The sequence below is a fragment of the Pontibacter liquoris genome (assembly GCF_022758235.1).
Classification (GTDB): Bacteria; Bacteroidota; Bacteroidia; order Cytophagales; family Hymenobacteraceae; genus Pontibacter; species Pontibacter liquoris.
In genome coordinates this window covers 877,161-901,439 of the sequence record NZ_JALEBG010000001.1, presented here as the reverse complement: position 1 = coordinate 901,439, position 24,279 = coordinate 877,161, and the positions used below count along the sequence as shown (strand labels likewise).

The 24,279-nt window shown below is 53.4% G+C and carries 14 protein-coding genes; 6 read left to right on the top strand and 8 right to left on the bottom strand.

All coding sequences use genetic code 11. The features are described from left to right. Positions 1 to 20 precede the first annotated feature (20 nt). Positions 21 to 3,785 (bottom strand): ThuA domain-containing protein, encoded by a 3,765-nt coding sequence (locus tag LWL52_RS03620; RefSeq protein ID WP_242917018.1) that lies wholly within the window; start codon positions 3,783 to 3,785, stop codon positions 21 to 23. Positions 3,786 to 3,934: 149 nt separating this feature from the next. Here LWL52_RS03620 and LWL52_RS03615 point away from each other — a divergent pair, with 149 nt between their 5' ends. Continuing rightward, positions 3,935 to 4,711 (top strand): NUDIX hydrolase, encoded by a 777-nt coding sequence (locus LWL52_RS03615; RefSeq protein WP_242917016.1) that lies wholly within the window; start codon positions 3,935 to 3,937, stop codon positions 4,709 to 4,711. Positions 4,712 to 4,889: 178 nt separating this feature from the next. On the opposite strand, the gene LWL52_RS03610 is transcribed toward LWL52_RS03615, so the two are convergent. Genes LWL52_RS03610 through LWL52_RS03590 form a run of 5 tightly spaced genes read right to left on the bottom strand, consistent with a single transcriptional unit; the run spans position 4,890 to position 11,854 of the window. Continuing rightward, complete coding sequence (locus LWL52_RS03610; RefSeq protein ID WP_242917014.1) at positions 4,890 to 5,192, bottom strand: hypothetical protein; 303 nt, start codon at positions 5,190 to 5,192, stop codon at positions 4,890 to 4,892. A 58-nt stretch (positions 5,193 to 5,250) separates the two neighbouring features. Then, positions 5,251 to 6,420 carry a sensor histidine kinase gene (locus LWL52_RS03605; protein ID WP_242917012.1) on the bottom strand — a complete coding sequence of 390 codons (1,170 nt, stop codon included), beginning with the start codon at positions 6,418 to 6,420 and terminating at the stop codon, positions 5,251 to 5,253. A 22-nt stretch (positions 6,421 to 6,442) separates the two neighbouring features. Then, complete coding sequence (locus tag LWL52_RS03600) at positions 6,443 to 7,015, bottom strand: chemotaxis protein CheB (RefSeq protein ID WP_242917010.1); 573 nt, start codon at positions 7,013 to 7,015, stop codon at positions 6,443 to 6,445. After that, positions 7,015 to 7,845 (bottom strand): CheR family methyltransferase, encoded by an 831-nt coding sequence (locus LWL52_RS03595; protein WP_242917008.1) that lies wholly within the window; start codon positions 7,843 to 7,845, stop codon positions 7,015 to 7,017. The genes LWL52_RS03600 and LWL52_RS03595 overlap by 1 nt, the downstream gene beginning before the upstream one ends. Beyond that, positions 7,835 to 11,854 carry a response regulator gene (locus LWL52_RS03590; protein ID WP_242917006.1) on the bottom strand — a complete coding sequence of 1,340 codons (4,020 nt, stop codon included), beginning with the start codon at positions 11,852 to 11,854 and terminating at the stop codon, positions 7,835 to 7,837. Before LWL52_RS03590 ends, LWL52_RS03595 begins: the two co-directional genes overlap by 11 nt. A gap of 420 nt (positions 11,855 to 12,274) precedes the next feature. Here LWL52_RS03590 and LWL52_RS03585 point away from each other — a divergent pair, with 420 nt between their 5' ends. Then, entirely contained in the window at positions 12,275 to 15,979 is a 3,705-nt protein-coding gene (locus LWL52_RS03585; protein ID WP_242917004.1) for an SBBP repeat-containing protein, read from the top strand. Between the two features lie 165 nt (positions 15,980 to 16,144). On the opposite strand, the gene LWL52_RS03580 is transcribed toward LWL52_RS03585, so the two are convergent. Next, complete coding sequence (locus LWL52_RS03580) at positions 16,145 to 16,354, bottom strand: hypothetical protein (protein WP_242917001.1); 210 nt, start codon at positions 16,352 to 16,354, stop codon at positions 16,145 to 16,147. A gap of 104 nt (positions 16,355 to 16,458) precedes the next feature. On the opposite strand from LWL52_RS03580, the gene LWL52_RS03575 reads away from it, so the two are divergent. After that, positions 16,459 to 19,731, top strand: a complete 3,273-nt coding sequence (locus LWL52_RS03575; protein ID WP_242916999.1) for a Kelch repeat-containing protein — start codon at positions 16,459 to 16,461, stop codon at positions 19,729 to 19,731. Positions 19,732 to 19,948: 217 nt separating this feature from the next. Here the strand turns inward: LWL52_RS03575 and LWL52_RS03570 are convergent, their stop codons facing one another. Next, positions 19,949 to 21,823, bottom strand: coding sequence for a T9SS type A sorting domain-containing protein (locus LWL52_RS03570; RefSeq protein WP_242916997.1), 1,875 nt, complete (start codon positions 21,821 to 21,823; stop codon positions 19,949 to 19,951). Positions 21,824 to 22,290: 467 nt separating this feature from the next. On the opposite strand from LWL52_RS03570, the gene LWL52_RS03565 reads away from it, so the two are divergent. From LWL52_RS03565 to LWL52_RS03555, 3 genes are all read left to right on the top strand, one after another. Then, on the top strand, positions 22,291 to 22,476 hold the full coding sequence (locus LWL52_RS03565; protein ID WP_242916994.1) for a CsbD family protein: 186 nt from the start codon (positions 22,291 to 22,293) through the stop codon (positions 22,474 to 22,476). 167 nt (positions 22,477 to 22,643) lie between these two features. Continuing rightward, entirely contained in the window at positions 22,644 to 23,615 is a 972-nt protein-coding gene (locus tag LWL52_RS03560; protein WP_242916992.1) for an aldo/keto reductase, read from the top strand. A 189-nt stretch (positions 23,616 to 23,804) separates the two neighbouring features. Next, positions 23,805 to 24,254, top strand: a complete 450-nt coding sequence (locus LWL52_RS03555; RefSeq protein WP_242916990.1) for a GNAT family N-acetyltransferase — start codon at positions 23,805 to 23,807, stop codon at positions 24,252 to 24,254. The last annotated feature ends 25 nt before the right edge of the window (positions 24,255 to 24,279 follow it).

Sequence of the window (24,279 nt, the reverse complement as noted above, 5' to 3'; positions counted from 1 at the left end):
TATTCAAATCAGCCAGAACTTTATTCCCGGGCGCCTTTAAAGGCAAAGCCCTGGGCTTGCAGTGTCAGGGTGGTGACTTGCTGCGCGTTGTTACGGCCAAACGTAAATACAGCGCCGTTATCGCCTTCAAATACATCCGCCTCCGCGCCCGGTACCAGGTCGCCCTCCTGCCCGCCTGCATTTACGCGAAGCTTGCCTGCTTTTGGCGTAATCTCGACGTACTCAAACGGAAGACCTGTCATTTTATACTTGCCAGCATACGCTTTAAGCGCCTCAGCAGAAAGGCTAGGTTGCGTGCTTGCTTTGCCTGGCGCTGGTTGCGTGCTCTTGCCGTTCTGAAACTCCAGGTCGATAACCGCGAACAAGCTCTGGCCTGCGGGTGCCTTTCCATTTTTAAAGACAAAGTATACGTCCTGCATACCAGTGGCGCCCGAGAGTTTGGCTACCACGGGGGCCGGCATACTGGCCTGACTTGCTTCTGCTACCGGTTCGATCATCGGGGTCGTCCCGATCAGTTTGCCGGTTGGGGAGCCCAGCCTTACCTCAATCAGGCCGCCGGCGGCATTCATCTGCGCTTTGGGCGCCACGGCGGTAAAGGCGATCTGCTCAATGCCGGTCAGGTCGATGTTGTTGAACGCCATGTAGGAGCCGCTCACGGAGGCGATCACAATAGGGCCATACTTCATGGTGCCCTCTGTTTTGTTAGCTTTTCCGGATGGCATTTTGGCGTTGCGCAGTGTTAGCACCTTTTCAGCGGTAATAGCCGGAATGCCGTTGCTGCCCTTGTCCTTGTAAGCCGCCCTGATCACATAGGTGCCTTCGCCTTTATCACCTTTCGGCAGGGCCATGGCATAGGTGCCTTTTACCGGCAGCGAGGCCGGAGCCGCCTGCTTTTGCTGCGACAAACTCAGAATATAATTTACCATTTCGGCCGCATCGGCCTGCGAAAGTTGCGGGTGGGCGCTCATGGCCACCGCTCCCCATACGCCGCCACCACCATTGATGATCTTTTTAGCGAGCTTTTCTTTTGCTGCCGGTTGGTCTTTATACTTCTGGGCTACCTGCTTAAAGGAGGGCCCTACAGACTTTTTATCGATGCCGTGGCAGGCTTTGCAATCACTGCTTTCCACCAGCTTCTGTCCTTTCACCACATCCACCGACGCATCGGCACTGCGATGGCCCTGCGCAATAGCCACCATGTCGTAGCCTTCGGGCAGGTAATCGATGTTAACGGCTACCTCCTGCGGCTTTATTTTGCCATTGGCAAGGCTGCCATCTTCCTTGTCGCTCACCTTCACCTCGTAGTCAAACGACTGGTTCGGGAAGAAAAAGGTCTGGTTGCTGGATGTGGCTTGGAAAGTGAGCACCGGCGGCTCATTGCCTGCGATGATCTCCAAAGACTGGCTGCTGCTCGCGCCTTTGGCGTCTTTCACCGTCAGGGTAGCTTTGTATACACCCGCTTTATCGAATGCTACGGTTGGGTTTGCCTCGGCAAAGGTTCTGGAAGCCCCCTCTTTCGACGTTACTTCCCAGGTATACTGCAGGGCATCGTTGTCATAATCTTTGGTGCTTGCTGCAGAAAGATGCGCTTCGAACGGAATGGCGCCGCCTTTTTTGTCTGCGGCCAGTTGGATCACCGGCTTGCGGTTGCCGCCGTTATACTCGATGCGCACCAGACGGGCATCATCGTTCTGGGCAAACCAGCCGCTGCCATACTCCAGCATGTACAGATCTCCTTCCGGGCCAAACTCCATGTCCATCGGATTCGAAAACTTGTAGCTTGGCATAATGCGCTCCATGCTCTGGTAATTGCCATCCTTGTCCAGGGTAACGGCCATCATCCAGCCGCGCATCCACTCATAGATCAACAGCTTGCCATCGTAATAGTCGGGGAAGGCACGCGCGGCACCTTTGAACTGGTCCTGGTAGTATACCGGGCCGGCCATAGCCGAACGGCCACCGGCTCCCACCATCGGAAACTCTTTCGATTCGTCGTAGCCATACCAGATCAGCGCCTTTTGGGCAGCCGGCAGCTGGTTTGCACCGGTGTTGTTCGGCGAGTTATTCACCGGTTTTGCCGGATCGTGTGGCGCACCAGAAAGGCTTTTGGCAAAATCATACTTGAAATACGCCTTGTTGTCGCCTACAAAGTATGGCCAGCCAAAGTTACCTGCCTGGCGTGCCTGGCCTACCTCATCCTGTCCGGCTGGCCCGCGCTTATCGCCGGGTTGCGCTGCATCCGGGCCAATATCACCCCAGTATAAATAGCCTGTTTTCTGATCTATAGCAATACGGAACGGGTTGCGGTGGCCCATGGTATAGATCTCCGGCCGGGTTTTGGGCGTGCCTTTCGGAAAGAGGTTTCCTTCGGGTATGGTATAGGTGCCATCGGCTTCAGGGTGTATGCGCAGGATCTTGCCGCGCAGGTCGTTGGTATTGGCCGATGTTGCCTGTGCATCATAAAATTCACGTCCGGGGCGCTCATCAGAAGGGCTGAATCCGTTGGACTGATGCGGGTTGATGTCATCGCCTGTGGACAGGTATAAATTTCCTTTGGCATCAAACGCGAGGGAACCGCCGGCGTGGGCGGTTAATAAACGGAAGGTATTTACTTCCAGCAGTACTTTTTTGGAATCCAACTGCAGCGCATCCCCTTTCAGTTCGTAGCGCGTCAGGATGTTTTTCGCTTCTTTTCCTTCCGGCGAGTAGTAGAGGTATATCCAGTTGTTCTGCGCAAAATTCGGGTCTTTGGCCAGGCCCAGCAAACCACCTTCATCATCCGACACTTTTCCTTCTTTATCGGTTACTTTGGTGTTCACCGGAATATTGGCAATTACGGTTACTTTGCCGGTTTTAGGGCTGTAAAGCTTTACATTGCCTCTGCGCTCGATAAACAGCACCCGGTTATCAGGCAGCACCGTCAACTCCATCGGCTCATTCAGCTTTTCATCCAGCACTACTTTCGAGAAGCGGTTTTCTTCGGGCATCTTGCGCGTGTGCGCTTTGCTATAGTCAAGTGGTTTCGGGCTATCGCCTCCCATTACGTACTCCAGCCCGCCCCAGAGGTGCTTTAGAAACAAAGGCTCTGCAAACGAAGCATCGGTATGGCCGCCGGCTGTATAAAAAGCACGGCCACCGTCAAACGCCTGGTACCAGGCCATGGGGTGGTTGTCGCCGTTGGTGCCGCCGCGGTACGTTTTTTCATCGATCTTGAGCAACACTTTTATGGCCGGGCTGATATTTTTGTAGGAATAGAATTCGTCTTCCCGCTCCCAGCGCTTCGGCAAAAACTTGGTGGCCGGATTTTTCTTGTCTACTACCACAAAGGTGCCTTTCTGCACATTGTCGGGCATGGGGTGATTATCGAACCAGGCGCCGGCCAGTTGCCCATACCAGGGCCAGCCATACTCGGTATCGGCAGCGGCATGGATGCCCAGGTAGCCGCCACCTGCCTGGATGTAGCGCTCGAAGCTGTTTTGCTGCTCGGCGTTCAGCACATCGCCCGTCGTGCTCAGGAAAACAACCGCCTGGTAACGTTTCAGGTTTTCTTCGTTGAACTTAGCGGCATCTTCGGTGGTATCCACAGCAAAGCCATGCTCCTGCCCCATTTTCAGCAAGGCTGCCTGCCCGGCCTCAATGGAAGTATGCCGGAAACCGGCCGTCTTGCTGAAGACCAGCACCCGGGGCTGTTCTTTTGAACCGGTAAAGCTCCATAAAGCTGCCAGCAATATCAAAATACCGCCTATAAACAGATAGGACCTGGGAGATGAGAAAACTTTTGCCATACTTGTTGATTAAAATGGATGATCGGGTTGTTTTAAGTTTATGCAGGAAATTGGTGCGCATGAACAATTGCGTACTTATTACGCAATCAAGGTAAGAAGATAATTTTAATTGCGTACATCTTACGCATTATTTTATTTACATTTGCTCTATGAATACTGAAGAAGAAGCGTTGCGATTTGTCAGATCTGGTCATCAAGAATTTCTGCCCCACGTAGCGATCGATTCCGTTATTTTCGGGTACCACGATCAGCAGTTAAAAATTTTGCTGCTTCGGGTAAAAGGACATAATAGTTGGGCCTTGCCCGGCGGCTTTATCCGGCGCCGCGAGCCGCTGACGCAGGCCGCGTACCGCATTTTACAGGACCGCACGAGTTTGAAGGATCTGTATCTGCAACAGTTTTATACGTTCGGTGATACCTCTTTCCGGGTAAAGGAAACGAGCGCGGAAGAGTTTGCCGACAAGTATGGCCTGGACGTGGAAGAAGGCACCTGGCTGCTGGAACGGACACTGTCTATCGGCTACTTTGCGCTGGTAGATTATTCGAAAGTGACCGTTAAAACCGATTTTTTCACGGATGCTTACCAGTGGTGCGATATCAGTGAGCTGCCTCCGCTTTTGTTCGACCACAACGATGTGGTGGAGAAAGCTTTAGCCACCTTGCGCCTTCAGATTTATCACCAGCCCATCGGGTATAACCTGCTACCCGAAAAATTCACGCTGCCCGAGATTCACGTGCTCTACGAAACGATCCTGGGCAAAGAACTGGACCGGCGCAACTTCCCTAAAAAGCTGCTGGCACTCGGGCTGATCAAAAAGCTGGACGAGCAACGCCACATCGGCGCGCACCGCTCCCCGTTCCTGTACCAGTTCGAGAAAGAGAACTATGACAAAGCCTTGCAGGAAGGAATTGTGCACGCCTATTAAGACATGCGTTTGATAATAGTAATCCTTGGTAGTATAACCTCTGGCGCAAGCGTCCGCTTGTGCCTTACGTATGCAACAGCTTTATACTTTGGCAGAAGCAGCTTGCGTAGCTTTGGTCAGTGCAGGAGCAGCACAAGCGGACGCTTGCGCTAGTATAGCAAGTATCAATCAGCTTAATCTAACCGCGTTCGATCACGATGTAGCGGGCCGAGTAGCCATTACTTTTGTAGAGCACCTGCAGGGCAGTTATCAGGGATTGGATAGCCGTAAAGCGGGTATTGTGGCCATGGAGGGGCTCCAGGTAGTTCTTGTATCCTTTCCCGCTGATGCGCCCCACAAAGGAGCGGGCTTCTTCTTCCTGCACTTCCACCAGCTCTTTTGCCAGCACCACGCGTTGCATATACGGCAGGGCTGCCTTCATACTCCGGTAATCCGAAAAGGCAGAGAGGCGGTAATAAGAGCTCAGCTTAAGGGTGTTCATAAAAGCAAAGATAGCACAGTGCATCCTTATTAATTACCCACTGGCAGGATAGGTTGATTTACTTCAGGTATACCCTGAATATGGAGCCTTTGTCCAGCTCGCTTTCCAGTTCTATTTTGCCGTCGCTGTTCTCCACGATGCGCTGTACAATGGCCAGGCCCACACCGGTACCTTCCACGTGCGCATGCAGCCGTTTGAACATGCCAAACACTTTCGGCTGATCTTCTTTCCGCACACCCAGTCCGTTATCGCGCACAGTCAGCACGGTATACTGATCCTCCACCGTCGTGGTGACCGTGATCACAGGCTTGCGATCAGGAGAACTATACTTGATCGCGTTGGAAACCAGGTTGTATATAATGCTGCGCAGGTTTTTGCGGGAAAAGAAGATCTCGGGCGCCTGCGAAAAATCCTCCACCAGCGTGGCGTCATAGCGCGCAACCAGGTCTTTGATGTTCAGCTTCACATCGTCGAATATTTCCTGGAAGCTGGCTTTATTTTTCTCGGTGTCCTCTTCATACTGCACTTTGGCCACTTCGGTCAGGTCGAGCAACGTGTTTTTAAAGCGGGCCACGGCATTGTTGATCATTTCGAGCAGCGGCGAAACCTCTGCCAGGGCAAGTCCTTTATCGGCCAGTGTTTCGTGCAGCGCCGTCACCAGGCCTTCTATGTTGTTGATGGGGGCTTTGAGGTCGTGCGAGGCGGTGTATACAAAGTTGTCGAGGTCTTTGTTTACCTTTGTCAGCTCCCGGGTGCGTTCGTTCACCCGCTTTTCCAGCTCCTGGTTCATTTCCAGGGCAAGCTTGTTTATCTTTTCCAGCTCCTTCTTCTGCAGGTAAAACCGCACAAACGTAGAAACTTTGGCTTTGGTAATGTAAGGGTGCAGCGGCTTGAAGAGGAAATCTACGGCGCCGGCTTCAAAGCCCTCGATCACATGCGCATCCTGCTGGTTGATGGCCGTTACAAAGATGATGGGAATTTCGCGGGTCTTGGAGATATCGCGCAGGTAGCGGGCCACTTCGTAGCCGTTCATGCCGGGCATCTGCACATCCAATAAAATCAGGGCCAGCTCTTCCTGCAGGGCGATCTTCAGGGCTTCTTCGCCCGAATGGGCAAAAAGGTAGGTAATCGGCTCATCTTCTTTCGACAGCAAACTCTCCAGGCTCACCAGGTTCTCGACCATGTCGTCCACTAAAAGGATCTTCACTTCCTGAATGTCTGATGCCAAAATCGCAGATGTAAGGGGATGGTCAGTGATCATGTAAAGAAAGTAAAAAAGCTTGTATTTCCGCGGTGTGCAGTACCCTGCCGTCCGGTACACGGGCTAAGGCCGCCAAAGGCATGGTAGCCACTTCGGCCTCTTCAGGGTGCTGCACAATGGCTATGCCTCTTTTGTCAAAGATATGCTTTAATCCCGAACTTCCGTCGCTGCTGGCGCCGCTGAGCAGAATGCCCGTGGCGTTTGCGCCAAACACATCGGCAATGCTCGTAAAGGTTACATCGATGGAGGGCCGGGAGTAGTTCTCCAGTTCCGAGTCGTCGAGCGAGAAAGTATGGTCCTTCTCGATGAGGACATGATAATTGGCCGGCGCCAGGTATAGGTGCCCTGCAGCCAGCTTTTCTTTTTCTTCTATCTCCACGGCCTTTAGCGCGATCCGTTTTTCATATACCTCCTGCAAGTTTCCTTCGGCACTCCGGAGCCGGTGCAACACAAGTATAACCGGGATGGAATAATTTGCCGGAAGCCCTTTGAGGATAGCCAGCGACGCCTGAATGCCGCCCCAGGAACCTCCCATCACAATAACCTTGCCTGCTGCACTCATCAGATCGTTTTCCGGTAGATCCGGTTATTCTTGTCCACAAAATTATACTTGCTGCTGATGCCCGACATGGCCAGGGTTTCTTTCTTGCCCAGCGCCAGGTAGCCCAGACTCACCAGGCTTTCATCAAACAACCCGAAAACCCGCTCCTGCAGCTCCCGGTTAAAGTAGATCAGCACGTTGCGGCACAAAATGAGGTGAAACTCATTAAAAGAGAAATCGGTGGCCAGGTTATGCGGGTAGATAACGACATTCTTAACCAGTGCCGAATCGAACTTCACGCTGCCATAGTTGCTACTGTAATAGCTTGCAAACTCCTGGCTGCCCCCGGCCGCATAATAGCCTGCCGTGTAAGCGGCCATATTCGCCGCTGAAAAGATACCTTCCTTTGCCTGTTTGAGTACTTTCTGGTTAATGTCGGTGGCGTAGATCTTGGTCCTGTCCAGCAAGCCCTGCTCTTTTAAAAGGATGGCCAGCGAGAAAAGCTCTTCGCCCGAACTGCAGCCCGCATCCCATACCTTTATGAACGGGTAGGTGGAAAGGATGGGCAGCACATTCTGGCGCAGCGAGAGGAAAAACGACGGGTCACGGAACATTTCGGTCACGTTCACGGTGATCTCCTGCAGGAAATTCTCGAAAAAAAAGCTGTCGGCAAACAGCCTGCTGCGGAGTTCCCCTACGGTTTCCAGGTGCTTGTGCGACAGAAAACGTCTGATCCTGCGGTACACCGAGGCCCGCGCATACCCGCTGAAATCATACCCGTACTGGGCATGGATCTCCCGGATCAGCGTTTCCACCTCCTGCTCAAAAAGGGCATCGTTATCAGGCCTCATACAGCCATACCCGCATTAAGGTCAGCAACTTATCGGTATCTACCGGCTTGGGTATATAGTCGGAGGCGCCCGCTTCCAGGCACTTTTCTCTGTCTTCTTTCATGGCTTTTGCAGTGAGGGCGATGATCGGGAGTTGCTTAAAACGTGTAATCTCCCGGATTCGTTTTGTTGCTTCGATGCCGTCCATCTCCGGCATCATCACATCCATCAGCACCATGTCGATCCCGGAGGTCGTTTCCAGTTTCTGCAGCGCCTCCTTGCCATCATAGGCTACCACCACTTCCATGCCGTGCATCTCCAGCAGGCTGCTCAGCGAGTAGATGTTGCGCACATCGTCATCGGCCACCAGTATTTTTTTGCCGCGCAGCACTTCTTCGGGCACGTGCAGCTTCATTTTATACGCATCGCCAGCTGGCAGCTTCTGGTTTACCTTGTGCAGGAAAAGCTGCACCTCGTCGAGCAGGCGCAGGTACGAGTATTCGTTTTTGATGATGATGGTGTTGGCAAACTCCTTCAGGGCGGTTTCCTCTTCTTCCAGCAGGTCTTTGCCCGAGTAAATGATGATCGGGATATCGGCCAGGCCGGTCTGCGATTTGATCTTTTTCATCCACTCGTAGCCTTTCATGCCCGGCAGGTTCAGGTCGAGGATGATGCAGTCCACTTTCTGTTTGGCCAGCACCTGTTCGGCTTCCTCAGCCGAAAAGGCCGAGGTGGATTTCAGGCCATGCGCCAGCAGCAGCTCGCCCACGGCCCTGTTCTCGATCTCGTTATCTTCCACAATGAGAATGTTCTCGATGGAGGTACCCGAGGTGGTGGAAATGGTGGTGAAGGCTTTGTTGAGCATTTCGAGCGTAACGGGCTTGGGCAGGTATTCCTCGTTTCCGGAGAACTCCCCGATCACCTCCTTATCGTAAGCCGACATGACATGCACGTTTATGTGGCGCAGGTCTTTGTCTTCACGCACCTGCCGGAGCACTTCCCAGCCATTGGTATCGGGCAGGTTGATATCCAGCAGCATGGCATCGGGGCTTTCTTCCCGGGCCAGCCGGAGGCCATCGGTGCCGGTATAGGCCTGGTGCACTTTGAAATTCTTGGCCGTTGCAAAATCAGCCAGGATATCACTGAAGCCTTTGTCGTCTTCCACGATCAGCACTGCAATATCTTTTTTCTCCCGCTGCTCAAGTTTATCAAACGCGCTCCGGACAGCTGCGGCCCTACTGTGCGCCAAAGGGGCTGCCGCCGGTACCTTTTCGGGCTGCGCTTTGCCGGCGCCGGCTGTAAACGGCACACGGGGCAGGTATAAGGTAAAGGTGCTGCCTTTGCCCGGCTCGCTTTCCAGCATCAGCTCTCCGCCCAGCAGGGCAGCCAGCTCCTTGCTGATGGTCAGCCCCAGGCCTGTGCCGCCATACTTGCGGGTAGTAGATGTATCGGCCTGCTGGAAGGCTTCAAACACCACCTCCTGCTTCTCTTTAGGAATGCCGATGCCGGTGTCGCTCACGGCAAAGGCTACAATGTCGGGTTGCTGGCGCAGCTGCTCTGAACGGAACCGGGGCCTGTCTTGCACGGGGTAAACAGAAAGCGTCACCTCGCCACCCTGGTCTGTAAACTTGAGGGCGTTGCCGATAAAGTTTTTGAGGATCTGCTCGAGCCGGAAGCGGTCGGTGATGATGGTATCGAAACTGCCCGGCGTATACTTCTCTGAAAAGCGGATCTGTTTCCTGGCCGCCATCTCCTGAAACATGGGCGCCAGCGAAATATTGGCCAGCGCAATCTCATCAGCCTCCAGCCGGATCATGCCGGACTCGATCTTGGAGAGGTCCAGGATCTCGTTGATGAGCTTGAGCAGGTCGTTCCCCGATTTGTGTATGATCTGGGCATGATCAACCTGCTTGCCCGACAGGGTGTTCTCCACATTATCGGCCAGCAACCGCGAAAGTATAAGGATAGAGTTTAGCGGCGTGCGCAGCTCGTGGCTCATATTGGCCAGGAAATCGCTTTTATACTTGCTCACCGTTTCTACCTGCTGGATCTTGAGCTCGATGGCCTGGCGGGCATCTTCCAGTGCTTTGTTCTTGGTGCTCAGCGCTTCGTACTGCTCTTCCAGCAGCTGCGCCTTTTCTTCGAGCTCGGCATTTTTCTCCTGCAGTTCTTCCTGGTTCACGCGCAGCTCTTCTTCCGACGCTTTGAGCTCGGCATTGAGCTGGCGTAGTTCTTCCTGCTGTGTTTCCAGCTCCTCAGCCTGGTTCTGTGTTTCGTAGAGCAGCTCCTGTGTTTGCAGGTGCGCTTTTAAAGTATACAGCACCACCGCGATCCTTTCGGAAGCCGAGCCGAAGAGCCGCTGCTGCAGGTCGTTATAGGGCTTGCGCGAGCAAAGCTCCAGCGCCCCCACAACCGTATGCCCGAAGTATAACGGGATGATGATGATGGCCGCCGGGGTAATGTCGGAAAGGCCGGTGCGGATCTTCATGTACTCATCGGGCACGCCTTCCAGCACTTTTACGCTGCGCTCGCTTACCGCCTGGCCTACCTTGCCGGCGCCGATCAGGAACGTGGGCAGTTGTTCGCGGCTGTACTGCACGCCATAGCTGGCGGCAGGCTCCAGTTTCCCGTTGTCGTGGTGCAGGTATAAAATGCCTGCTTCCGAGCCGGTATAGTTGCACAGAAACGCAATAGCCTTTTCGGCTACCTTCGCAGGCGTGGTTTCGCTGTCCAGCTGGTTGTTGAGCTCCGACATGCCGGTGAGCACCCAGTTGCGGTTCAGGTTTTCGGTGGTGAAGGCCTGCAGGCTATCCTTCATGTCTTTTATGGCAAAGCTCAGCTCGTCCTCCTCGCTCTGCACGGCCACTTCCACATCATAGTGGCCATTGCCGATGGCCCGGGCAACCTGCGAGAGGGAGACCGTTTTCTGGAGCACGCCTCTGAAGGAATCCGCCACACTGCCAATTTCATCCTTGCTGTCAATATCGATCACCACATCCGAAGCGCCAAGTTTGATGCGGTCGGCCGCTTTTTTCAGGATCGAAAGCGAATGGGAGATCAGGTTGATGATGTAGATGGCAAGGGCTGTAGTGGTGCCCACGATCAGGAGAAGCCCAATGATCAGCAAGGTCAGGTTCCGCTGTTTCTGGATGCTTTCCGCATCTACCTCGTCCCGGATGTGGTTGATGAGCTGATTTTCGGCCTTGCGGTAGTCTTCTATACTTTGGGTAAATACCTGAAAGGTATGGGTGGTGTTAAGTTTGGAAAGGTTGATCTCGGGGTCCTGTTCGATGGCCTGCAAAATGGCGGCAACCTCTTTGTAATTTTCGGAAGCAGTGATCTGCTGCACATCCGCAACGGTAACAGCATCCGAAAACCGGACAACATCGGCCAGTGCTTTGTTGTAAGCTTCGATCTGGGAATAAATATGGCCGTAGTTCTGGTACGAAAAGGCGCCTTCCTGAATCACCATCATCAGCAGGCTTCGGATCCGGGCCAGTTGAATTTTCGTTTCCACCAGATGCTGGAGGCTCGTCAGCTCCTTACTAACGGCGGCATTGCTGATGTCGGTGGCATTGGCATCTATCCTGTCCAGAAAAGTAAAGATCACTCCGGTAGAATAACTCCTGAACTCCTGCACATCCAGCCTGTTCTGATCCAGGTCGGCGCGGTATTTTTTAAGGTCTTTCAGCAAGGCCAGGTCCGGAAAAGAGCGGCCGGAACTGACAATGAAATCTTGCAGCTCACGCTCGGTCGCATCGGTGGCATTGCGCAGTGTTCTGGCTTCTACCAGATAGGCCGTGTCGCCACCGGAGGCTGCCAGAATACGCGCCCGCTCTTTCTGAAAGGCATGTATCAGATCGGATATCTTTTCAGATTCCCGCAGTTGCAGGGCCTCCTGCTGCAGTTTTTTCTCCACATTGATTTCCTGCCGGATGGCTGATATGACGAAAAAAAGCAGCGGAAGAAGCAGGAGAAAAATCAACAGCAGGAGCTTATCCCGTATCTTTAAATTCTTAATGATATTCATTTCGTGCGGCTGCGTACCGATTTAAAGTATAACTAAGTTGCAAATTATAAAAAACCTGCCTTAAAACGTTGCATCAGGCAAGCTTTCGTAGTGGTGGGCTTACAACCGGATCCTGGCAGGCACTGGCCGGTAGGGCCGGCTTTAAACTTATTTTATTTCCTGCGCCCTATACTTGCAAAGGCGCGCTCCGGTTCTCCTTCGGTTTGTACCTCTTTGCCCGCCTGCCGGTAGCTTATACTAAATGCCGCTATATAATTCAATAGGAAGTTGGTATAGTATAATAAATAAACGTACCATATAGTAGGCTCTCCTGTTTTCAACTCTCCCGACGCCGGGCACACTGTCCTTTCCTCCTTTGCCTGCTATTGCGGCAGGAGCACACGATGGCGCAATCGATCTGGAAAATTAAAATCCTGCGTTATGAACAAAACTATACTTCTTGCCACTTTCCAATTATTACTGTGCCTGGTTTGCACTCGCGCTTTCGCCCAGCAGCCCACGCTGGCGTGGGCACAGCGTTACAACGGGGTTGATAGTACGAGTGATGATGCTGTCGCGATTGCCGTGGATGCAGAGGGTAACTCTTATGTAACAGGCAACAGTGCGCATAATGCTGCCACTACCGTTAAATACTCTCCTGCCGGGGAGCAGCTCTGGGTGGCGCAGTTTGCCCAGCTGGGGGGATTCGTCAACGGCATTGTGGTCGATAACAAGGGCGGTGTTTATGTAACAGGCTATAGTTACGGGGATGACTATGATGTTCATTACGCTACCATCCGCTACGATGCTGCCACCGGCAAACAGACGTGGGCCCAGAAGTATAACTGGCCCGGAGGCGATTTTGATGTTCCAAAGGCTCTTGCGGTTGATACCAAAGGGGGCGTATACGTAACAGGCTTCAGTAAAAACGGAGATACCTATGACTTTGCCACGATCCGTTACGAGGCCGCCACCGGCAAAGAAAGCTGGACGCAGCGTTATGACGGATCCAAGGGCGGGTATGATGTGGCCTGGGCCATCGCTGTGGACAATGCCGGTGGAGTATACGTTACGGGCTCCAGCGACAGCACCTCCACGGATCTCGTTACCATTCGCTACGATGCAGCCACCGGCCAGCAAACCTGGACCCGCCGATACAACAGCCCCGGGGATGGCTCCGACGGGGGCATTGCTGTTGCCACCGATAACAAAGGAAACGTGTATGTTACCGGAGACAGCGAGGGCCACTTCGCTACGATCCGCTACAACGCCAAAACCGGTAAGCAGGTATGGGTAAAGCGGTATAATGAAGGGGATAATAGCAATGAAACACCCCGAGCCATCGCTGTTGACCATGCAGGTGACATCTACGTGACCGGCTACAGTTACGGAAAAACGCCGCTCGACTACGTTACCGTCCGCTACACCGCCACTGGGAAGGAAAGCTGGACACAGCGCTACGACGGTCCCGATAGCGGCACTGGCGATGACGTTGCCGTAGCCCTAGCCCTAGACAATGCAGGGGGTGTTTACGTGACCGGCTACAGCGGCAATGGCACCTATTATCCCTGTGATGACGACAGCTGCACCACCCCTACTTTCGCCACCGTTCGCTACGAGGCCGCCACCGGCACGCAAACGTGGGTGCAGCGGTACGAAGGGCCACAATATGATATCGGAGAAGACAATTATGCCTGGGCCCTTGCCGTCGATAAGGCGGGGAGCGTGTATGTGGCAGGTTCAGGTTTTACAAAGAGTAGCTCCTACGATTACGTCACCATCCGCTATGCCGCCATTTCCGGCGAGGAGATCTGGACCCGGCGCTACAAGGGGGTTGAAAATTCAAATGATGATGCGATCGCTGTGGCGGTAGATACGGAAGGCAACAGCTACGTGACCGGCACCAGCTCGAACCGCGCAGTCACCATCAAGTACTCTCCTGCCGGGGAGCGGCTCTGGGTGGCGCAGTTTGGCGGGCAGGCCAGTGCGATTGCCCTTGATAATAAAGGCGGCATCTACGTTGCCGGCAACAGCTACTCCCAGGCCACAGATGACGATTACATGACCGTTCGCTACGATGCCGCCTCCGGCGAGCAGGTATGGGCCAGCCGCTACAATGGGCTTGACAACGATGATGATCAGGTTATCGCCATTACTGTCGACAATGCCGGTGGCGTCTACGTCACGGGCACGAGCGACTATGGCTACGCCACCATCCGTTACGATGCTGCCACGGGCGGGCAAAGCTGGATCAGCCGACAGGAAGGGCACTACGGTGCGGGAAGTCAGCGCGATGCCATCGCCACCGCTATTGCAGTAGACGCCACCGGCGGCGTCTACGTTACGGGCTTCAGCCTTAATCCTGCAGAAGAAGATCCTCCCAGCTTCCTCACTGTCCGCTACGCCGCTGCCTCCGGGGATATGATCTGGGCCCGGCGTTCTCCCTTTGGAGAGACCACAGCCATTGCCCTCGACAACCAGGGCGGTGTTTATGTCACCGGCTCAGAGATCGTGTATGACTTCGAAAATAATGCCCCCGTTGCTAATTACTACCGCACCATCCGCTACGATGCCGCTACAGGAGAGCCGACCTGGGACAGCCGCTACAAAGAAGGAAGTCAGGCTAGGGCCATTGTTGTAGACAATGCCGGCGGCGTCTACGTCGCCGGCTATAGCGCTACTATCCGCTACGATGTGGCCACAGGCAAGCAGATCTGGGCAAGTCCTTTTAACGGAAAGGCGAACAGCTATGGCGCAGCTGATGTAGACGTCGCAATGGGCATTGACAAACAAGGCGGCATCTATGTCGCCGGCACACGATTGGGAGAAGATAACAGCAGGATTTTTAACACGGTTAAATACGCAGCCGCTGATGGGGCGCCGCTCTGGCAGATGCAGACAGCGGGGCCGCAGGACGCGGCTGTAGACATGGCCCTGGACAGCGAAGCGAATGTCTTTGTCACCGGCTACAGTTACAGTTCTGACACTGGCAATGACTTTCTAACCATCAAGTATAGCCAGGAGGAAGAGTGTCCTGTGCTGGCCGCAACTACTATCTCCGGCTATACGACGGTCTCCTCCGGCCATTCGCATACTTGCTATACTATCACAGCCCCGGGTGCCACCAGCTTCAACTGGGAGATCACCGCTCCCGACGGCTCGGCTTATACTTCCTTCTCCGGCCAAGGCACCAGCGGGATCAAGGTGAACTGGCCCGACTCACCCGAAGTCTACAAAGTGAGCATCGCTTACGCGGCCGGGCCCTCCTGCTCTGCTACTACTGCCACAAAGTATGTCTCTGTTTATGATCCGAAAGCCGGCTTTGTGACCGGCGGAGGCTGGTCTGACTCGCCCACCAACAAGGACTATGCGCTCATGCAGGAAAAGGGCAAAGCCTACTGGGCTTTCGGTGCCAGGTATAAGGAGAACAAGCCGGGCAGCAGCAGCGCTAGCGCGCCGGTGGAGGGCACCCTGCTGCTGGTGCTCGAGAGCGGCTACGTCTTCCGCGCCACCAGCATGGCAGAAGGCTCGCTGGTGATAGCGGGCGAGCGAGCTTACTTCACCGGCGCCGGCACCCTGACACGCCGGGGTGCCGCCGGCCTGGAAACGGATAAGCGGAATTTCGCCTTCCTGGTCTCGGCTACGGACGGACAATTAAAAAAACCAGGGGAAAACGATAAGCTCAGGCTCCAGATCCGGACGATCGAGCAGGACGGAAGCCCCGTAGTAGTAGTGTATGACAACCAGCTGGGCTGCGGCCTGCCTGCTTTGGACGACCATGCCGAAGCCTGCCAGCTAATCGAAAAAGGGGCCATCGTTATCCACCACCAGGGTATCAGAAGCCTGAGCGACCTGTTTGCTACGGCTGCACAACCCGAGCGGGATATACAAGGGCTGCAGGTATACCCCAGCCTGGTCTCCGACAAAGCCACTGTAAGCTTCTCGTTGCAGGCAGCCGGGGAGTATACCCTGGAGCTCTATGACAGAAAGGGAGCCCTAGTTCGAAAGATTGCCTCTGGCACGGCTCAGACAGGCAAAAGCTATGAAGAGGCGCTATCTGTGGAAAGTATGGCAAAAGGGTTATACCTCCTACGACTGACCTGCGGCTCATCCGTACAGTCTGCCAAACTCGTGGTGCAGCGGTAGTTGCGCTTGCGCTTTGTCCGTTTCCTGAAAAAATTGTTCCAGCGCTTTCTATCCCGGGCGTAACAACCCAACAGTAAGCGCCTCCACAGGCAGATACCTGCCCGGCAACGTAAAATGGCCTTCCGGATAGTTATCCGGAAGGCCATTTTACGTTTAGGCTACCTTTTATACTACCCGCGCTTTTATTCTCGTTGCCGTTATACTTACAACTTCCTTTTTCCCGAACAGGTGTTCTGTTTCTTGTCCCATAAGTGCGTGACGGGCCGGCTTAAAAGCGCCCGTATGCTGGCTGTTTATCAGGATAGAACCCCATACGGGACGGTGATAAAAATAGCCGTCCAGATTCTGGTCATACTTCTGCCAGGTTTTGCGCAATCCTTGCCGTAAAGCCCCGTTTTAACGTGTGGCAATGGTTGTTTGGCCTTTCTGCGTAACCACTCCACCTGTTAATAGTATACTATCTAACAACAAGAGCACCCATGAGCAAATACTTCTACCCTATCCTCTCTAAATCATACTTCTACCGTTTCAAACGCATCCTGCTGAGCTTCTTTTTCATCGGGATTTTTTTGCAGCTGTATGCCGCGGCAGAAAAGATGCGGCCTACCGGGACGGCCGCAGATGACACGTTTGCAGAAATCAGCGCAAGCAAAAAACCGGCTTCTGCTACCGACTTCTCTGGAATAGTATGGCAAACAGCCGCCGGGCAGCCCTATGCTGTAAGCGAAGCACAGGGCGAGGTGGTCAAGGGCAAGCTCTACAGCTTTGGGGGCTTCGATAGCCAGAAATCCGGCTTTACCCCCACGAACCGGGCGTATGTATATGATCCGGCTACAGACAAGTGGACGGCCTTGGCTCCCATGCCGCCCATGAACGGCACCCGGTATGGCGGAGTGACACATGCCGGCTTTGCCACCGATGGCACAGACATTTACTTTGCCGGCGGCTATACCGCCAACGCAGCCGGCACCGGCCAGATCTTTGGCACCAAAGAAGTATGGAGCTACCGCGTAGCCCAGAACAAGTATGAGCGCCTGCCGGACCTGCCCATTACGATCGCAGCGGGGCAGCTGGAATATGAGAACGGCAAGCTCCACCACATCAGCGGCACGAACACGGCCCGCACCCAGGATATGGGCGACCATTATGTATTAGACCTGAAAAACACGGGTGCCGGCTGGAAAACTCTCGCTCCGCTCCCGCAGCCGCGGCAGCATGCCGGCTCGGCCGTGCTCGATGGCAAGATCTACTTTATCGGTGGCCAGACCGGACACGATGAAAAGCTGGTTACCCGCAAGCTTGTGCACCGGTATGATCCGGCAACAAATACCTGGACCCAGGTGGCCGACTTGCCCGCGCCCGCTGGCACCAATGGCCGCGGCCATATTTCCTCCTCTGTGGTGGTAGCCGATAACCGCCTGGTGGTGCTGGGGGGCGAGACCAGCCATAGCAAGCAGACCAATATGGTTTCGGCGTATTCGCCGGCAACCAATCAATGGGAAAACCTGACGCCTTTGCCGGAAAACCGCTTCTCGGGTGTAGCCGGGTATATAGGCCAGACCTTTTACTATACCGGCGGCTCCAAAACCAGCACAACCTTTAAAGGGATGGCCGATACGCCTATCAATCCGACCGGGCAGCAGGCCACTGGATATTTGGTGGTAGAGAACCAAGACAAATTTCCGGCACCCGACCACCTGGCATTTTCGCTGGTGCAGGTGCCCTGGCACCGACCTAATACACCGCTTAACGAAAATCACAACAAGGTAAAGCTCAAGATCAGCAACAAAGGTACTGCCCCGCTCACCGTTAACAGCCTGGTCATATCCAATACCAGCACCTGGCGGATCAGCAAGATGAACGACACCGATTATACTCCGTCTGCATTCCCCCGCACCCTTGCGGCCAATGCCTCTGTTATGCTCACGCTCGAGTTTATTGCCCGCGACCAGGGAGAACGGGTGAAAATCCTCCACGAAACGCTGACCATTGCATCGGACGACCAGCTGGAACCTGCTAAAAAGGTTTACCTGCACGGGTTGTGGCAGCGCGAAGGGGAAGATGTGCACGAACCCTGGGTGCAGGAGATCATCAATGCGTTCGGGTTTCAGACTGCCACCGGCTACCACCACGACGACAATGGCATCAAGGGTGAAGGGATTGTGCCCAATTCGGATGAGGTGTTGTCGTCCTTTTTCGTGCGGGTGGACCCCAGCAGACCGGTGGAAGTGATCCAGATGAGCGCCTATCATGGCTGCTGCAATGACCGGGAAAATTTTGAGTGGTATCCGAAAGGTGGCACGCCCGTATCGCTGTTCACGCACTCCAACCTGGATGGTCAGTCGATCCTTCCGCGTAACCAGAGCAACCTTTCCAAGCTGGCGCAGGGCACGTTCAGTCCTAATGGGGCATTTGGCTTCAGGGTAGGCACCGCTTATTCCGACAGAACCCGGAACTCGAAAGGAAAAATAGGCATGCGCATCTGGAAAGCCATCGATGCGGCCGGCAACCTTATCCCGAATGCCTACATTGTGGGCGGCGATTACCTGGGCAACGATTATACGAATTACGACTACCAGGACAACGTGTATTTTGTGCGCAACGTCAGGCCCGAAAACGGCACGGCCAATGTTTCGGAGCTTGTACCCACACCCTCGGCCGTATACTTTGAGCCTACCTGGGCCGGGGCCAATAAACAGTTTACAGTGAGCCTGAAGAACGAAGGTAAAACCTATGAGGATGGCAGCAGCGACCCCGCCATCACGATCAGAAGTATAGAGTTGGTGGGCCCTGATATCAAAGAATTTACGATGGAAAAACCCGGCGCCACCCAACTGGCGGTACAGGCTGCTGTCAGTTTAAAAGTGGCGTTCCGGCCGGCCTCCCGCGGCATTAAAAACGCCGCCCTGCTGGTGCACCATAGCAGTTCGGATGCGCCGCTCCGTATTCCGCTTTATGGCATTGCCAACGATAAGCAGTTTGTCGTAACTCCCTTAAAGCGCATTAAAGGCGGATCGGATACCAACATCGTGATAGATGGGGAAGAATGGGAAACAGATAAGAACTACCGCCGCGGCTCTATTAAACTGGATGCACAGGTGGTGAAAACGCCGGTGGCTGCTACGGATAAAGACGTGCTTTACCAGACCTACCTCTCGGCTGCCGCCGAACTGGGCGTAACCAGCTATAAGATCCCGATCGAGAATGGCAATTACATGGTGCGCATGCACTTTGTGGAGAACTACTGGTCTGCCGAGGCCGCCAGGATCTTCAACGTCACCATGGAAAATGCCTTGCGCCTGGCCAACTTTGATATCTACAAGGAAGTAGGCTACAGAACGGCCCTGGTGAAAGACTTTAACGTGGCGGTAGCGGATGGAAACCTGGATATTGTATTTAACCCGACCATGAACAGGGTGGCGCTGGCCGGCCTCGAGATCTTTACCGACAGTGCCAATGTAACCGGCGTGCCAGAAGAAGTGGAGGAAGAAAAAAGGCAGGTACAGGTGTTCCCGAACCCAACACAGGGAAAAGAAGTGCAGGTGCTAATCCAACATTTTAATCCGCAGGAAGAGGCAACCATTATCCTGCACGATGTACTGGGCCGCATCATCTACACCAAAAAAGCCGTTACTTCAGAGACAGGTAATGCTTCTGCTGTGCTGGGCATTGCCCCTTCAGAAAAAGGCCTCTACCTTGTCACCGTAGAGGCACCCTCCGGTAAAGCCCAGTGCAAGCTGCTGGTCCAATAAAAGGAACTTACCGGCGCTACACGGTATGGTTATCGGCTTATACTTGCTGTTGATTTGCAGGAAGTGAAGGTATCAAAACAAAAAGCCTTACAGAAGCTAGTCTCGGTAAGGCTTTTTGTTTGATGCGGTTAAAGTATAAGCCGCACTGCCGCTCCTTATACTTTAACCTTCATTCACATCCGGTTAAATTCCAGTTGCTTGTTGCGCCACAGGCGGGTTACTGTTTGAGCAGCTTGCCTACCTGCAGCTTGTTTCCTGTTTTTAGCTGATAGATGTATAGCCCGTTCTGAAGCGTACCGGCTTTAAACGTAACATTATACTTGCCTATACTTTGTACCTCGTTTACCAGCACGCTTACTTTCTGGCCCTGGCTGTTATATACAATTAAGTTAACCGGCATTTTCTCTGTTAGCTCATAGGCGATGGTGGTGCTCTCCCCGAAAGGATTCGGATAGGCCATGGTCGCTTTTTCCTGGAGCCCCACCGGGATCCGGATCGTTTTTACGGCCAGCACGTCTGAAACTGAGGGTAGTGGCGGGGCAGCAGCAGCATAGCTCAGGCTGAGGTAATCCATGTTGGGGCCGCTGGCACCCTGGGCAGTTGCCCGGATGGTATGTGTGCCCTTGCTGAGGTAAATGACAGGGCCGTTGTACGTGGCCCAGTTCTCCCAGCTGTAGGTCCCTCCGAACGGATAGGTTGTAACGGCCGCACTATCTACGGTAAGCGAAACCGGCCGGCTAAGCTCCTCCCCGTTATGCGTATACCGGATACCTAAGGTATAAGCGCCCGGCACATCGACCGTGGCGGTCCATTGAATAAAATCACCCGTTGGATGGATAAAATCGACAAACCCGGTTCCGCTGTAGTTCTGATGGTTACTGGCCACCACGGCACCGCTTAACAGGGCATTTTCTGCCTCGAGTAGGATAGTTTTTGGTTTTTCGATGGCCAGCACCAGGTAATTCATGGCCGCACCGGCGGCCGGGCTGGCCAGGTTACCGCCCAGTGTAAAGGGCTCAGGGTATAGCTGCCCGTAGCCGACAGCCTTGCTGTATACTTCCAGGTAGCGCGAGCCAGGGTCTGTGGTGCCCAGCGTATCGCCGGTTTTATGCCAGCCCGCCAGCCAGGCCGGGAGCTGCTGCCCCCGCGGGTCGTAGGCAATGTATACAATGGCTTCTTTCCTAAGGTACATCGTTAGAAACGCGTCTGCGGCATTGGCTTTGTCGTCATTGGCTGTCTGTACAAAAGAAGCACCCTTCAGGTTAGCCGGTACCGACGTTATCGTATAGGCACGGTCGGTATACATCGTAACTCCTGTTTGTAGTTTAGCAACCTTGTAAGCGGCACCGCTGCTGGCAGTCACCTGGGTGATCATGTCGTCGGATAGTGGCTTTTCTTTGATAGCCGGTTTATCCAGGAAAGGCAGGCGGGCGCCGATCCAGTCCACGTAAAAGTTCTCGGAGCCTGTTTGTGTATCTTCGCGCCAGCCAAAGTGGCCTAGCTGCGGGTAAGTAGTATCAATAGCCTCCAGCAGAGGCGTCGGGCTATACCCGTGGCCGTTATCGAGGAAGACCTGGATCAGGCCGCTTTTATGTCTGGCGATCTTAAATTTACACCAAGTGCCGGCTTCCAGATCAGGATGAACAGCCACTTCATCCAATACTTCCGGGTACAGGATATTGTCTGTTGCCCGCCCCAGCGTCAGGCGCCCGCCGGAGTTTGGCGTGTAGCTTAACACATACGCACTATCACTCTTTATACTTGTCTGGCCAAAAAGAAGGCGGAACTCCCGCCAGTAGCTGTTTGTAAACCCTTTCGCCACGGTTTCGATCACATAGGAAGGGGCATCAAAATGCGCTTTGGTGAGTAGTGTTCCACCGGTGCCCTGCACCTGGTTCAGCGCAATGCCATCGGCTACCGACCAGGAATTATAGGCATGCCAGTTCTTTCTGAGGTTGTCCTGGTCAAAATCATCCCGGAACGGCAACGTGCCCTTTTGGGCTATAGCCTCTGGGTGGCCCTGAAACAGGAAAGCTAATAAGAAGACAAAACTCATCGTCAGTTTTGCATTAAAGAATAGAATTTTTTTCATATAACCCGATATTAGAGTATAGAAGTTTTATTTTTTACAATATACCGAGACATTTCAAGATTCCATATCGGACAAATATAAATTTTTATACACCTAACACTTTGCTTGCCACTATGTTAAACCTTTATGTTTCACTATATATTTAAAATAATATCTTTTCATATAGTGATCATACTTCATACAAATGCAGCATATTCTTGGCCTTTGCAAGCCAGATCAGGCGCCTGCCTTTGTTATACTTTTCTGATTAAGAGACAGTCACGTAGTTCTGCCACCAGCTGTAACAGCAATTCCATACTTACCTTGAAGACAGGCTGCCAGCTACAGGCCGACAAAGCTGAGGGGTTAAGCTCCCGTGCGTATTTGTTTTCCGGAATTGTTGCCTTTGCCGCTGACCTGCGGATCAAAACCTTGTTTTATGACAGGCGTTTAAAAGGATGTTAGTATCACTCTAAAGAATAAACAAAATGGATAATCTAGAGCTAAAAGGCCGATGGAATGAAATAAAAGGAAAGGTAAAGCAAGCCTATGGCGACCTTTCTGATGATGATCTGCGATACGAAGAAGGAAAAGACGATGAATTGTATGGCCGCCTGCAGCAAAAAACAGGCAAAACCCGCGATGAAGTTATTTCCTGGTTGCGAAGCTTATAATTTTCTTACCGTTTTAATGTATAAAAAGCCTGGCCTCCGTCAGGCTTTTTATACATTATACCCGGCCGCAATTCCGTTTCGGCGGCATTCATTACAACGCGAAGCAGATAGGATTTTCATTTAAATACTTTTCATACATTTACCTTTTGCACCTTAAATCTTAACGCATGGAATATAGACGATTTGGCCGCACAGGCTGGCAAGTAAGTGAGATCGGGTATGGAATGTGGGGCATGGCCGGCTGGACCGGCTCGGAAGAAGAGCAGTCGGACCGCTCGCTGGATGTAGCCGTGGAAGGCGGCTGTAACTTTTTTGACACGGCCTGGGGCTATGGCGCCGGCCTGAGCGAGCAGATCCTGGGCCGCCTGCTGAAGCGCAACCCCGATAAACGCTTGTATGTGGCAACCAAAATCCCGCCGAAGAACTTGAAATGGCCCTCTAAGCCGGAGTACAAACTGGAAGATTGCTTTCCGGCAAGCCATATTATCGAATACACCGAAAAAAGCCTAAAAAACCTGGGCGTAGAAATTATCGACCTGCAGCAGTTCCATGTATGGGAAGACAGCTGGGCAGAAAACGAGGAATGGCAGCGGGCCGTAGAGCAGCTTAAAGCAGATGGCAAGATACGCCACATGGGCGTGAGCGTAAACCGCTGGGAGCCCGAAAATGTGCTGAACACATTGCAGACAGGCCACATCAGTAGCGTGCAGGTGATCTACAATATTTTTGACCAGGCGCCCGAAGATGCCTTGTTCCCGCTTTGCCAGAAGCTGGATGTCGCCATTATTGCCCGCGTGCCGTTTGATGAAGGTACGCTGACCGGCACCCTGACCAAAGAAACCACTTTCCCGGAAAACGACTGGCGCAGCTCCTACTTTGTGCCCGAAAACCTGCACTCCAGCGTAGAACACGCCGACCAGCTAAAGCCGCTGGTGCCAGCCGGCATGACGTTGCCCGAAATGGCACTCCGGTTTATACTTAGCAACCCGGCCGTTAGCACCACCATACCCGGCATGCGCAAGCAGCACCACGTACAAGCAAACCTGGCTGCCAGCGATGGCAAAGGATTGCCACAGGACCTGCTAACCGAACTCAAACAACACCGCTGGGACCGTGAGCCAACCGCCTGGTCGCAATAAGCCCCGTTGCTGGTCCTAATAAACTGGTCCACACGGCTCGCAGCACAATGTATACGCCGGCAATAACCTGGCCCGGATTATATTCTTTAAAGCCTCTGATGAACACATCAGAGGCTTTATTTTTGCACAGCAGGCATTTTAACGCTTCTTTTTTGTAACTAGGGCCTCCTTTAAAATGCGTACCCCTACATGAACTTAAGTAAGATTTGCAAAGCCTTTGATGCACTCACCGTGCAGGAACTCTATGACCTGTTGCGCCTCCGCAGCGAAGTATTTGTGGTGGAGCAGAATTGCGTCTTCCTGGACCTGGATAACAAAGATCAGCTTTGCCATCATCTGTTGCTTTATAAGGAAAACGAATTGGTGGCCACAGCCCGCCTGCTGCCCCAGGGCCTTTCATATCCCGATGCTACCTCGATCGGGCGGATTGTCACCAGCCCGGCCGTGCGCGGCACCGGCGTCGGTAAAATCTTAGTGGACTTGGCCATCGAAGCCTGTTATAGCCTGTACGGGAAAGGCCCGATCAAAATAGGCGCGCAGCTTTATGCCAAAAAGTTCTACGAAACGTTTGGGTTCCTACAGTCGGGCGACGTATACGATGAGGATGGCATCGACCATATTGAAATGACAAAGCCCTGAAGCGCGGGTGTCAAGTCATACTTCC

Excerpts from the sequence above, each read along its gene's own strand:
- LWL52_RS03600 (WP_242917010.1), bottom strand. The coding sequence starts at position 7,015 with ATGAGTGCAGCAGGCAAGGTTATTGTGATGGGAGGTTCCTGGGGCGGC.
- LWL52_RS03570 (WP_242916997.1), bottom strand. The coding sequence starts at position 21,823 with ATGAAAAAAATTCTATTCTTTAATGCAAAACTGACGATGAGTTTTGTC.
- LWL52_RS03590 (WP_242917006.1), bottom strand. The coding sequence starts at position 11,854 with ATGAATATCATTAAGAATTTAAAGATACGGGATAAGCTCCTGCTGTTG.
- LWL52_RS03595 (WP_242917008.1), bottom strand. The coding sequence starts at position 7,845 with ATGAGGCCTGATAACGATGCCCTTTTTGAGCAGGAGGTGGAAACGCTG.
- LWL52_RS03615 (WP_242917016.1), top strand. The coding sequence starts at position 3,935 with ATGAATACTGAAGAAGAAGCGTTGCGATTTGTCAGATCTGGTCATCAA.
- LWL52_RS03585 (WP_242917004.1), top strand. The coding sequence starts at position 12,275 with ATGAACAAAACTATACTTCTTGCCACTTTCCAATTATTACTGTGCCTG.
- LWL52_RS03555 (WP_242916990.1), top strand. The coding sequence starts at position 23,805 with ATGAACTTAAGTAAGATTTGCAAAGCCTTTGATGCACTCACCGTGCAG.
- LWL52_RS03610 (WP_242917014.1), bottom strand. The coding sequence starts at position 5,192 with ATGAACACCCTTAAGCTGAGCTCTTATTACCGCCTCTCTGCCTTTTCG.
- LWL52_RS03565 (WP_242916994.1), top strand. The coding sequence starts at position 22,291 with ATGGATAATCTAGAGCTAAAAGGCCGATGGAATGAAATAAAAGGAAAG.
- LWL52_RS03620 (WP_242917018.1), bottom strand. The coding sequence starts at position 3,785 with ATGGCAAAAGTTTTCTCATCTCCCAGGTCCTATCTGTTTATAGGCGGT.
- LWL52_RS03560 (WP_242916992.1), top strand. The coding sequence starts at position 22,644 with ATGGAATATAGACGATTTGGCCGCACAGGCTGGCAAGTAAGTGAGATC.
- LWL52_RS03575 (WP_242916999.1), top strand. The coding sequence starts at position 16,459 with ATGAGCAAATACTTCTACCCTATCCTCTCTAAATCATACTTCTACCGT.